Source organism: Edwardsiella piscicida, from assembly GCF_021733145.1.
Lineage (GTDB): Bacteria > Pseudomonadota > Gammaproteobacteria > Enterobacterales > Enterobacteriaceae > Edwardsiella > Edwardsiella piscicida.
In genome coordinates, this window is the sequence record NZ_CP090968.1 from 2,966,994 (window position 1) to 2,979,257 (window position 12,264).

The following is a 12,264-nucleotide window of genomic DNA, read 5'->3' on the forward strand; positions in this document are numbered from 1 at the left end:
CCTGTTACTCAGAATACACCGTAGAAAAGACGCGGGAGTGCGCAGATTCCACACTATGTCACCGAGTCTACTCTTCTGTTATAGGGATGCACAGCGTGAATTACAACCGCCGGACGACCGGCGCCAATGATATCGGTGACCTGTAAGCCTGAAAGGACGCTCGAAGAGAAGAGAGAAGATCACTGCGAAAGATGAAAAAACAAAAAAGGCCTGCTGATTCAGCAGGCCTTTAAAATAAGTGGCGGAACGGACGGGACTCGAACCCGCGACCCCCTGCGTGACAGGCAGGTATTCTAACCAACTGAACTACCGCTCCACCGAATTTTGTCTCTTTTCATGCGCGCCATCGACAGAGTTCGGCCTCCGTCGGCGGGTACTAAAAAGGCCTACTGAACCAGCAGGCCTTTTGAATAAGTGGCGGAACGGACGGGACTCGAACCCGCGACCCCCTGCGTGACAGGCAGGTATTCTAACCAACTGAACTACCGCTCCACCGAATTTTGTATCACACCCGTTTCCGGGGTACTGCTAAATTGGATGCCTGGCAGTTCCCTACTCTCGCATGGGGAGACCCCACACTACCATCGGCGCTACGGCGTTTCACTTCTGAGTTCGGCATGGGGTCAGGTGGGACCACCGCGCTATCGCCGCCAGGCAAATTCTGTTTTACCAACCGCCATCACTGGCCATCGGTATCAATCTTGAACAAGCTTCATTCGTCTCTCTAAAACACCTTCGGTGTTGTAAGGTTAAGTCTCACGGATCATTAGTACTGGTTAGCTCAACGTATCGCTACGCTTACACACCCAGCCTATCAACGTCTTAGTCTTAAACGTTCCTTCAGTGGACTCAAGGTCCAAGGGAAGACTCATCTCGAGGCAAGTTTCGCGCTTAGATGCTTTCAGCGCTTATCTTTTCCGCACGTAGCTACCGGGCAATGCAATTGGCATCACAACCCGAACACCAGCGGTGCGTCCACTCCGGTCCTCTCGTACTAGGAGCAGCCCCTCTCAATCTTCCAACGCCCACGGCAGATAGGGACCGAACTGTCTCACGACGTTCTAAACCCAGCTCGCGTACCACTTTAAATGGCGAACAGCCATACCCTTGGGACCTACTTCAGCCCCAGGATGTGATGAGCCGACATCGAGGTGCCAAACACCGCCGTCGATATGAACTCTTGGGCGGTATCAGCCTGTTATCCCCGGAGTACCTTTTATCCGTTGAGCGATGGCCCTTCCATTCAGAACCACCGGATCACTAAGACCTGCTTTCGCACCTGCTCGAGCCGTCACTCTCGCAGTCAAGCTAGCTTATGCCTTTGCACTAACCTCCTGATGTCCGACCAGGATTAGCTAACCTTCGTGCTCCTCCGTTACTCTTTGGGAGGAGACCGCCCCAGTCAAACTACCCACCAGACACTGTCCCTATCCCGGATCACGGGACCAGGTTAGAACATCAAACATTAAAGGGTGGTATTTCAAGGTCGGCTCCATGCAGACTGGCGTCCACACTTCAAAGCCTCCCACCTATCCTACACATCAAGGTTCAATGTTCAGTGTCAAGCTATAGTAAAGGTTCACGGGGTCTTTCCGTCTTGCCGCGGGTACACTGCATCTTCACAGCGAGTTCAATTTCACTGAGTCTCGGGTGGAGACAGCCTGGCCATCATTACGCCATTCGTGCAGGTCGGAACTTACCCGACAAGGAATTTCGCTACCTTAGGACCGTTATAGTTACGGCCGCCGTTTACTGGGGCTTCGATCAAGAGCTTCGCCTTGCGGCTGACCCCATCAATTAACCTTCCAGCACCGGGCAGGCGTCACACCCTATACGTCCACTTTCGTGTTTGCAGAGTGCTGTGTTTTTATTAAACAGTTGCAGCCAGCTGGTATCTTCGACTGGCTTCGGCTCCATCCGCGAGGGACTTCACCTACGTGCCAGCGTGCCTTCTCCCGAAGTTACGGCACCATTTTGCCTAGTTCCTTCACCCGAGTTCTCTCAAGCGCCTTGGTATTCTCTACCTGACCACCTGTGTCGGTTTGGGGTACGATTCAGTGTTATCTGGAGCTTAGAGGCTTTTCCTGGAAGCAGGGCATTAACCACTTCAGCACCGTAGTGCCTCGTCATCACGCCTCAGTGTTAAAGGTAACCGGATTTGCCAAGTTACCCCACCTACACGCTTAAACCGGGACAACCGTCGCCCGGCCGGTCTAGCCTTCTCCGTCCCCCCTTCGCAATAACACCAAGTACAGGAATATTAACCTGTTTCCCATCGACTACGCTTTTCAGCCTCGCCTTAGGGGTCGACTTACCCTGCCCCGATTAACGTTGGACAGGAACCCTTGGTCTTCCGGCGAGCGGGCTTTTCACCCGCTTTATCGTTACTTATGTCAGCATTCGCACTTCTGATACCTCCAGCAGCCCTCACAGGCCACCTTCGCAGGCTTACAGAACGCTCCCCTACCCAACAACGCCTAAGCGTCGCTGCCGCAGCTTCGGTGCATGGTTTAGCCCCGTTACATCTTCCGCGCAGGCCGACTCGACCAGTGAGCTATTACGCTTTCTTTAAATGATGGCTGCTTCTAAGCCAACATCCTGGCTGTCTATGCCTTCCCACATCGTTTCCCACTTAACCATGACTTTGGGACCTTAGCTGGCGGTCTGGGTTGTTTCCCTCTTCACGACGGACGTTAGCACCCGCCGTGTGTCTCCCGTGATAACATTCTTCGGTATTCGTAGTTTGCATCGGGTTGGTAAGTCGGGATGACCCCCTAGCCGAAACAGTGCTCTACCCCCGAAGATGAGTTCACGAGGCGCTACCTAAATAGCTTTCGGGGAGAACCAGCTATCTCCCGGTTTGATTGGCCTTTCACCCCCAGCCACAAGTCATCCGCTAATTTTTCAACATTAGTCGGTTCGGTCCTCCAGTTAGTGTTACCCAACCTTCAACCTGCCCATGGCTAGATCACCGGGTTTCGGGTCTATACCTTGCAACTAGACGCCCAGTTAAGACTCGGTTTCCCTACGGCTCCCCTATTCGGTTAACCTTGCTACAAAATATAAGTCGCTGACCCATTATACAAAAGGTACGCAGTCACACCCCGAAGGATGCTCCCACTGCTTGTACGTACACGGTTTCAGGTTCTATTTCACTCCCCTCGCCGGGGTTCTTTTCGCCTTTCCCTCACGGTACTGGTTCACTATCGGTCAGTCAGGAGTATTTAGCCTTGGAGGATGGTCCCCCCATATTCAGACAGGATAACACGTGTCCCGCCCTACTCATCGAACTCACAGCTGTGCACCTTCGTGTACGGGGCTATCACCCTGTATCGCGCGACTTTCCAGACGCTTCCACTAATGCACAAACTGATTCAGGTTCTGGGCTCTTCCCCGTTCGCTCGCCGCTACTAGGGGAATCTCGGTTGATTTCTTTTCCTCAGGGTACTTAGATGTTTCAGTTCCCCTGGTTCGCCTCGTTAAGCTATGTATTCACTTAACGATAGTGCAACGGATTGCACTGGGTTTCCCCATTCGGACATCGCCGGCTAATAACGCTTCATATCAGCTCACCGACGCTTATCGCAGATTAGCACGTCCTTCATCGCCTCTGACTGCCTAGGCATCCACCGTGTACGCTTAGTCACTTAACCTCACAACCCGAAGGTGTTTCACTTCGTGCTGTAAGCATTTGAGAGACTCTCGAATCACTTATTAAAAGCAATTCGATTGTTTTCGAATTTTCAGCTTGTTCCAGATTGTTAAAGAGCAAATATTGCAAACATGACTCGTAAGTCCGTTTTGCAATACAGTTGGCATCGTCTTTCACCCGATACCGCAAATGGCGTCCCCTAGGGGATTCGAACCCCTGTTACCGCCGTGAAAGGGCGGTGTCCTAGGCCTCTAGACGAAGGGGACACAGGGTCGGCTTCGCAGACGCGTTTGCTCGAACATCTATCAGACAATCTGTGTGAGCACTACACAATTTCGTATCTTCAGGTAAGGAGGTGATCCAACCGCAGGTTCCCCTACGGTTACCTTGTTACGACTTCACCCCAGTCATGAATCACAAAGTGGTAAGCGCCCTCCCGAAGGTTAAGCTACCTACTTCTTTTGCAACCCACTCCCATGGTGTGACGGGCGGTGTGTACAAGGCCCGGGAACGTATTCACCGTGGCATTCTGATCCACGATTACTAGCGATTCCGACTTCATGGAGTCGAGTTGCAGACTCCAATCCGGACTACGACGTACTTTATGAGGTCCGCTTGCTCTCGCGAGTTCGCTTCTCTTTGTATACGCCATTGTAGCACGTGTGTAGCCCTACTCGTAAGGGCCATGATGACTTGACGTCATCCCCACCTTCCTCCAGTTTATCACTGGCAGTCTCCTTTGAGTTCCCGGCCGAACCGCTGGCAACAAAGGATAAGGGTTGCGCTCGTTGCGGGACTTAACCCAACATTTCACAACACGAGCTGACGACAGCCATGCAGCACCTGTCTCAGCGTTCCCGAAGGCACTCCCGTATCTCTACAGGATTCGCTGGATGTCAAGAGTAGGTAAGGTTCTTCGCGTTGCATCGAATTAAACCACATGCTCCACCGCTTGTGCGGGCCCCCGTCAATTCATTTGAGTTTTAACCTTGCGGCCGTACTCCCCAGGCGGTCGATTTAACGCGTTAGCTTCGGAAGCCACGCCTCAAGGGCACAACCTCCAAATCGACATCGTTTACAGCGTGGACTACCAGGGTATCTAATCCTGTTTGCTCCCCACGCTTTCGCACCTGAGCGTCAGTCTTCGTCCAGGAGGCCGCCTTCGCCACCGGTATTCCTCCAGATCTCTACGCATTTCACCGCTACACCTGGAATTCTACCTCCCTCTACGAGACTCTAGCTTGCCAGTCTTGGATGCAGTTCCCAGGTTAAGCCCGGGGATTTCACATCCAACTTAACAAACCGCCTGCGTGCGCTTTACGCCCAGTAATTCCGATTAACGCTTGCACCCTCCGTATTACCGCGGCTGCTGGCACGGAGTTAGCCGGTGCTTCTTCTGTAGGTAACGTCAATTGTGAGCGCTATTAACGTTCACACCTTCCTCCCTACTGAAAGTACTTTACAACCCGAAGGCCTTCTTCATACACGCGGCATGGCTGCATCAGGCTTGCGCCCATTGTGCAATATTCCCCACTGCTGCCTCCCGTAGGAGTCTGGACCGTGTCTCAGTTCCAGTGTGGCTGGTCATCCTCTCAGACCAGCTAGGGATCGTCGCCTAGGTGAGCCATTACCCCACCTACTAGCTAATCCCATCTGGGTTCATCTGATGGCATGAGGCCCGAAGGTCCCCCACTTTGGTCTTGCGACGTTATGCGGTATTAGCTACCGTTTCCAGTAGTTATCCCCCTCCATCAGGCAGATCCCCAGACATTACTCACCCGTCCGCCGCTCGTCAGCGGAGAAAGCAAGCTTTCTCCCTGCTACCGCTCGACTTGCATGTGTTAAGCCTGCCGCCAGCGTTCAATCTGAGCCATGATCAAACTCTTCAATTAAAAGCTTGATGCTCAAAGAAATTAAACTGTTTATTCGTAATGAATTAACTGCTGTCACTCTTCAAGACTTTAAATATTTTCGCATTCCGAGGAATGCGTAATACGAATCTTGCGAGTGCCCACACAGATTGTCTGATAATTTGTTAAAGAGCAGTGACTTAGCAAGTTTTCCTTACCAAGTCGAGGTGGCGTATATTACGCTTTCCTCGGTGAGAGTCAACGTTTAATTTGCCGTTTCCCTCTCACTCTCCCCGGCTCATCCTGTGATGTTGTTCACATGTGCCGTGTCGATGAAGGCGCATTATAGGGAGTTTACGTCGGCTGACAAGTCCTAAATTCAACTTTTTTACCGTTCGTTTGTTTTGCATACAGAGCGCTCTGTTTTGCAGCATTTTCACTTACTGAACCGCCCCCTGAGCGCAAAAAGGGCAGCCTAACGGCTGCCCTTTATCCTCTTATCACGAGCGACGGATTATTGCCGCGCGACGATCTGCTGCCCATCCAGCTCCAGGACGATCGGCTTACCCGGCAGCAGCGATCCTGAAAGGATTTGCTGCGCCAGCGGGTTTTCGATCTCCTGCTGGATGGCGCGTTTCAACGGACGCGCGCCGTATACCGGATCGAAGCCGGCCTGGGACAGCTGCTCCAACGCCGCATCACTCATGCTAATGCTGTAGCCTTTCTCTTCCAGACGCTGGTACAGACGCTGCAGCTGGATACGGGCAATCGCCTTGATGTTCTCCTGACCCAGCGGATGGAATACTACCGTCTCATCAATACGGTTAATGAACTCCGGTCTGAAATGATGAGTGACTACGCTCATCACCAACTCTTTCATTTCACCATAGCTCAGGTCGCCGAAGCGATCCTGGATCAGGTCAGAGCCCAGGTTAGAGGTCATGATGACCACCGTATTACGGAAATCGACGGTGCGTCCCTGACCATCGGTCAGGCGTCCATCGTCCAACACCTGCAGCAGGATGTTAAAGACATCCGGATGCGCCTTCTCGACCTCGTCGAGCAGGATGACCGAGTACGGACGACGGCGTACCGCCTCCGTCAAATAGCCGCCCTCTTCATACCCGACGTATCCCGGAGGTGCCCCGACCAAACGGGAAACGGAGTGCTTCTCCATAAACTCGGACATATCGATACGCACCATGGCGTCATCGCTGTCGAATAAGAAGTTAGCCAACGCCTTGCACAGTTCGGTTTTACCCACCCCGGTCGGGCCGAGGAACAGGAATGAGCCGATGGGACGGTTCGGATCGGACAACCCGGCGCGGCTACGGCGAATGGCGTTGGAAACGGCTTCAACCGCCTCATTCTGCCCGATGACGCGCCGATGCAGCTCATCCTCCATGCGCAGCAGTTTTTCACGCTCGCCCTCCAGCATGCGTGATACCGGAATACCGGTCCAGCGCGCCAGCACCTCGGCGATTTCGACATCGGTGACCTTATTGCGCAGTAGCTTCATGCTCTTGCCTTCGGCCTGCGTTGCGGCCTGCAGCTGCTTTTCCAGATCCGGCAGTTTGCCGTACTGGATCTCAGACATCTGCGCAAGGTCACCGCTGCGGCGCGCCTGCTCCAGCGCGATCTTGGCCTGTTCGATCTCGGCCTTGATATTCTGGGTACCGGTCAGCGCGGCCTTTTCTGCCTTCCACTCCTCTTCCAGCGAGGCATAGTCGCGCTCTTTCTCTTCCAGCTCGGTGTTCAGGATCTCCAGACGCTTCTTACTGGCCTCGTCAGACTCTTTCTTCAGCGCCTGCTGCTCCAGCTTCAGCTGAATGATGCGCCGTTCCAGACGATCCAGCGCCTCCGGCTTGGAGTCGATCTGCATACGAATGCTGGATGCCGCCTCATCGATCAGGTCGATGGCTTTATCCGGCAGCTGGCGATCGGCGATATAGCGGTGAGACAGCGTGGCGGCCGCCACGATGGCCGGATCGGTGATCTGCACGTGGTGGTGCAGCTCATAGCGCTCCTTCAGCCCGCGCAGAATGGCAATGGTATCCTCGACGGACGGCTGCGCTACATAGACCTTCTGGAAACGGCGCTCCAGCGCGGCATCCTTCTCAATATACTGACGGTACTCATCCAGGGTCGTCGCACCGACGCAGTGCAGCTCGCCGCGCGCCAGCGCCGGCTTCAGCATATTCCCCGCGTCCATAGCGCCGTCGGCCTTACCGGCCCCCACCATGGTGTGCAGCTCATCGATAAACAGAATGACGCTGCCCTCCTGTTTGGCCAGGTCGTTCAGCACCGCCTTCAAACGCTCTTCAAACTCACCGCGGAATTTCGCACCGGCGATTAACGCCCCCATATCCAGGGAGAGCACGCGCTTGTGCTTCAGCCCCTCCGGGACCTCACCGTTGATGATGCGCTGGGCCAGCCCTTCAACGATGGCCGTTTTACCGACCCCGGGCTCCCCGATCAGCACCGGGTTATTCTTGGTGCGGCGCTGCAGTACCTGAATGGTGCGGCGGATCTCTTCGTCACGCCCAATCACCGGATCCAGCTTACCCTGCTCGGCACGCTCGGTCAGATCGATGGTGTACTTCTTCAGCGCCTGACGCTGATCTTCCGCATTCTGATCGTCCACTTTCTCTCCTCCGCGCAGCTGCTCAACGGCAGCGTTGAGTTTTTGCGCAGACGCGCCGGCGGCCTTCAACATATCGGCCAGTTTGCCACGCTCTTCCATCGCGGCCAGAATAAACAGCTCTGACGATATGTAGGTGTCACTGTGCTTTTGCGCTAATTTGTCACACAGGTTCAAAACCCGAATCAGCTCATTGGATGGCTGCACGTCGCCACCGGTCCCCTCCACCTGCGGTAGACGGGCAATAGCCTGCTCAAGGGACTGCTGAAACGCGCTGATATCGACGCCTGCAGATACCAGCAAAGGACGAACCGTGCCCCCATCCTGACCGAGCATCGCGCTCATCAGATGTATCGGTTCAATAAATTGGTTATCGCGCCCGAGTGCCAAAGACTGGGCGTCAGCGAGGGCTAACTGGAACTTGTTGGTTAAGCGATCCAGACGCATGTTTCCTCCGAGACGTATGCAAATTGCTTCTGGAGAATAAGTGTGGTCTAGACTGCACTTTTCAACCAAACCGTGACAATTATTTAATTATTTTTTGTTCAATTTGGGGTGGCACGTGAGGCGTACAGCGTCCCAAGGCCGCAGGACGCTAGCCTTGGGAGAGATACGTTAGGAGAACCAGATCAGAGAGGCCATGCGACCGGTCTGCGCCGCACGACGGTAGGAGAAGAAGCGCGATGCGTCGCTCAGCGTACAGAACTCGCCGCCGCTGATGCGGGTAACGCCCGCGGCCTGCAGACGCTGGCGCGCCAGGGCATAGATATCGGCCAGGTATTTATCGCCCGCCGTGGGCCGGAACGCGCTGGCGCTGGCCCGATCGTGCTGCATAAACTGCGCGCGCACCTCGGCGCCCACTTCAAAAGCCTCGGGGCCAATGGCCGGCCCGAGCCAAGCCATCACCGCACCGGGCGCCGCATTAAAACAGCGCAGGGTCTGCTCCAGAACCCCATTGCACAACCCACGCCAACCGGCATGCGCCGCCGCCACTTCGTTACCCTCATCGCAGGTAAACAGCACGGGCAGACAGTCAGCCGTCATCACCGCGCACACCTGCCCCGGCGTTCGGGTATAGGCTGCATCGGCACGCACATCGTCGTCGGTATTCCCGGCCGCCAGCGTCAGCACCCGCGTACCGTGTACCTGATCCAGCCACACCGGCGGCGTCGGCAGCGCCAACGCCTGACACAGCCGCGCACGGTTGGCCGCAACCCGTGCAGGCTCGTCGCCGACGTGCGCGCCCAAATTTAACGCGTCATAGGGCGGCAGACTAACGCCGCCGTCGCGAGTGGTCCCATAGGCAAAGACCCGCGACGGCGCCGACCAGCGCGGCACGATCGGTTTCATAGCCAGTCCATCTCATCCTTAAAGGTTTCGGCGTCCTCTTGCATCACCGCAATCAGGCGCTGCATATCTTCCGGGATCGGTGCATGCCACTCCATTTCGATACCGCTGATCGGATGATACAGGCGCAGCATGGTCGCGTGCAGCGCCTGGCGATCAAACTCGCGCAGGACGCGGATAAACTCCGGCGACGCATCGCGCGGCGGGCGCGGACGGCCACCGTACAGCGGATCGCCCACCAGCGGATGGTTAATGTGTGCCATATGCACACGGATCTGGTGAGTACGCCCGGTCTCCAGGCGCAGGCGCAGGCGCGTATGGGCGCGGAAGTGCTCCATGATGCGGTAGTGCGTCACCGCCGGTTTACCCATCGGGTGTACCGACATGTGGGTTCGCTTGGTCGGATGGCGCGCGATGGGCTCCCGTACGGTGCCGCCGGCGGTCATGGTCCCGATGGCCACCGCCTCATACTCACGGGTGATTTCACGCAGCTGCAGCGATTCGACCAGGCGAGTCTGGGCCGGTACCGTCTTCGCAACCACCATCAGACCGGTGGTGTCTTTATCCAGTCGGTGCACGATCCCGGCGCGCGGAACGTCGGCGATCTGCGGATAGTAATGCAGCAGCGCGTTGAGCACCGTACCGTCCGGGTTACCGGCGCCGGGGTGCACGACCAAATCGCGCGGCTTATTGATCACCAGGATATCTTCGTCCTCGTAGACGATATCCAGCGCGATATCCTGCGCTTCCCAACGGTTCTCTTCCTCAATCAGGGCATCAATGGCAATATGCTCACCGCCCAAAACCTTCTCTTTCGGCTTATTGATGATGACCCCGTTCACGCTGGCGCGACCCTCTAGGATCCACTCTTTTATGCGTGAACGTGAATAATCAGGGAACAATTCCGCCAACGCCTGATCTAAGCGTTGACCGAGCTGGGATTCCGTCACCGTCGCGGTGAGCTGTACTTGTTGTGCCATAGTGAGTTTCTTTCGTTAACGTTGGGTTTTCTCGGCGTTGCCGTTTAAAATAATGTGCTATTGTAGCTGGTCTTTGCCGGGAGCTTAACGGAGAGTCACCCGGAACAACACAAAAAAGGGTAAGCAAAACGTCATGACGCGTATCAAATATCTGGTGGCTGCCACCACGTTGAGCCTGGCGCTGGTTGGTTGCTCCAGCTCCAAAGAGGCGGTGCCCGACAATCCGCCTGCAGAAATCTACGCCACCGCACAGCAAAAACTGCAGGACGGTAACTTTAAAGCGGCGATTACGCAACTGGAAGCGCTGGATAACCGTTATCCATTTGGCCCTTACTCTCAGCAGGTGCAGCTGGATCTGATCTACGCCTACTACAAGTCGGCAGACCTGCCGATGGCACAGGCTACCATCGATCGCTTCATCCGTCTCAATCCGACCAGTCAAAACATGCCCTACGTACTGTACATGCGTGGTTTGACGGATATGGCCATGGACGACAGCGCGCTGCAGGGCTTCTTCGGCATCGACCGCTCTGACCGTGACCCCGAACATGCCCGCCAGGCTTTCCGTGACTTCAGCCAGTTGGTACAACGTTACCCGAACAGCGCCTACACGACCGATGCCACCAAGCGTCTGCTCTTCTTGAAAAACCGGCTTGCCAAACACGAACTGGCCGTCGCCCGCTTCTACACCAAGCGCGGGGCCTATGTTGCCGTGGTAAACCGCGTAGAGCAGATGCTGCGCAACTATCCTGATACCCAGGCGACCCGTGACGCGCTGCCGCTGATGGAGAACGCCTACCGTCAGATGGGCCTGAACGGCGAAGCCGACAAGGTACAAAAAATCATCGCGTTCAACGGCGACAAAGCATAGCGCCGACGCAGAGACGGATAAACAGCGAAGGCAGCCCATCGGCTGCCTTTTGTTTGATCCGCGCGGATGAGGCCGGGAAGCGCGTCCCGCCCCGTGGGGGAGATTTCGGCCATGATCGATCCTAGGCCGCGCCAATTTTTCTGCCTTAACTTTTCCATCATGCGCATAAATTTCCGCTGACTCAAGCGCTATTTTCAGCACTTTTCACCAGAATCACAAAACCACTTAACTTTGCAAAAAGTGACAAAAATCCGTGATTTTCCTCTCACACTTTGCTCCGCGGCGCGTTATGCTGAAATCACCAAGACGGAAAAGACAGAGAGGTATCTGTATGACTATCAGCATTACCAGCAAACAAATGGAAATCACTGCTGCCATCCGTGAACATGTCGAAGACCGTCTCAGCAAACTGGACAAATGGCAAACGCACCTGATTAACCCGCATATCATTCTGTCTAAGGAGCCGCAGGGGTTTGTGGTTGACGCCACGATTAACACACCCAATGGCCAGCTGGTCGCCAGCGCCAAGCATGAAGACATGTATGCCGCCATCAACGAGCTGCTGAACAAGCTGGAGCGTCAGCTAAACAAAGTCCAGCATAAGGGCGAAGCTCGCCGCGCCCATACCAGCGTAAAAGACGCTAATCTGCAGGCCACTGCCAGCGAATAACCTAAAACGAGCCCTTTTATTTAGAGATAACGCGCCCCACGGGCGCGTTTTTTGTATCAATAAAAAACATTGACAGGAAAAAAGTATCACGGTTAACGTAGGGTATGACTCACCGTGGAGCTGCGTTATGTCCCATCGCTCGTTGTTCTTTCGCTGCTTTTTTCCGACGCTGCGCCCGGGAGGCGTCGCTCTACGCTAAGAAAGCAGCGAAAGAACGATGTAAGGCCTCCCCCGGGAGGCTTTTTTTATGCGC

General features: G+C 55.2%; 5 protein-coding genes, 3 tRNA genes, 3 rRNA genes and 1 other annotated feature. Of the genes, 2 read left to right on the top strand and 9 right to left on the bottom strand.

The window, feature by feature from the left end:
- Positions 1 to 239: 239 nt before the first annotated feature.
- The 9 genes from L1P05_RS13560 to rluD all read right to left on the bottom strand — a co-directional run bounded on the left by L1P05_RS13560 (position 240) and on the right by rluD (position 10,470).
- Positions 240 to 316, bottom strand: a tRNA-Asp gene (locus tag L1P05_RS13560).
- A 99-nt stretch (positions 317 to 415) separates the two neighbouring features.
- Positions 416 to 492, bottom strand: a tRNA-Asp gene (locus tag L1P05_RS13565).
- Between the two features lie 47 nt (positions 493 to 539).
- Positions 540 to 655, bottom strand: a 5S ribosomal RNA gene (gene rrf / locus L1P05_RS13570).
- 90 nt (positions 656 to 745) lie between these two features.
- Positions 746 to 3,653 (bottom strand): 23S ribosomal RNA (locus L1P05_RS13575).
- Positions 3,654 to 3,842: 189 nt separating this feature from the next.
- A tRNA-Glu gene (locus tag L1P05_RS13580) sits at positions 3,843 to 3,918 on the bottom strand.
- A gap of 82 nt (positions 3,919 to 4,000) precedes the next feature.
- Positions 4,001 to 5,544, bottom strand: a 16S ribosomal RNA gene (locus tag L1P05_RS13585).
- The 16S, 23S and 5S rRNA genes sit together here with 3 tRNA genes alongside, the layout of an rRNA operon.
- A 472-nt stretch (positions 5,545 to 6,016) precedes the next feature.
- On the bottom strand, positions 6,017 to 8,590 hold the full coding sequence (clpB, locus tag L1P05_RS13590; RefSeq protein ID WP_012849653.1) for an ATP-dependent chaperone ClpB: 2,574 nt from the start codon (positions 8,588 to 8,590) through the stop codon (positions 6,017 to 6,019).
- Positions 8,591 to 8,758: 168 nt separating this feature from the next.
- The gene (gene yfiH / locus L1P05_RS13595) at positions 8,759 to 9,493 is read right to left on the bottom strand and encodes a purine nucleoside phosphorylase YfiH (protein WP_012849654.1); all 735 of its coding nucleotides are present in this window, start codon (positions 9,491 to 9,493) and stop codon (positions 8,759 to 8,761) included.
- Positions 9,490 to 10,470: a 23S rRNA pseudouridine(1911/1915/1917) synthase RluD gene (gene rluD / locus L1P05_RS13600; protein WP_034168572.1), complete on the bottom strand. Its 981-nt coding sequence runs from the start codon at positions 10,468 to 10,470 to the stop codon at positions 9,490 to 9,492. Before rluD ends, yfiH begins: the two co-directional genes overlap by 4 nt.
- Before the next feature lie 133 nt (positions 10,471 to 10,603).
- On the opposite strand from rluD, the gene bamD reads away from it, so the two are divergent.
- Both bamD and raiA read left to right on the top strand, forming a co-directional pair.
- Positions 10,604 to 11,341, top strand: a complete 738-nt coding sequence (bamD, locus tag L1P05_RS13605; protein WP_012849656.1) for an outer membrane protein assembly factor BamD — start codon at positions 10,604 to 10,606, stop codon at positions 11,339 to 11,341.
- Positions 11,342 to 11,672: 331 nt separating this feature from the next.
- Positions 11,673 to 12,011 carry a ribosome-associated translation inhibitor RaiA gene (gene raiA / locus L1P05_RS13610; RefSeq protein WP_012849658.1) on the top strand — a complete coding sequence of 113 codons (339 nt, stop codon included), beginning with the start codon at positions 11,673 to 11,675 and terminating at the stop codon, positions 12,009 to 12,011.
- Between the two features lie 126 nt (positions 12,012 to 12,137).
- Positions 12,138 to 12,260, top strand: a sequence feature (Phe leader region).
- Positions 12,261 to 12,264: the final 4 nt, after the last annotated feature.

What these genes read in the sequence shown, in the direction of transcription:
- clpB (WP_012849653.1), bottom strand. Translation starts at nt 8,590, where the DNA reads ATGCGTCTGGATCGCTTAACCAACAAGTTCCAGTTAGCCCTCGCTGAC.
- yfiH (WP_012849654.1), bottom strand. Translation starts at nt 9,493, where the DNA reads ATGAAACCGATCGTGCCGCGCTGGTCGGCGCCGTCGCGGGTCTTTGCC.
- rluD (WP_034168572.1), bottom strand. Translation starts at nt 10,470, where the DNA reads ATGGCACAACAAGTACAGCTCACCGCGACGGTGACGGAATCCCAGCTC.
- bamD (WP_012849656.1), top strand. Translation starts at nt 10,604, where the DNA reads ATGACGCGTATCAAATATCTGGTGGCTGCCACCACGTTGAGCCTGGCG.
- raiA (WP_012849658.1), top strand. Translation starts at nt 11,673, where the DNA reads ATGACTATCAGCATTACCAGCAAACAAATGGAAATCACTGCTGCCATC.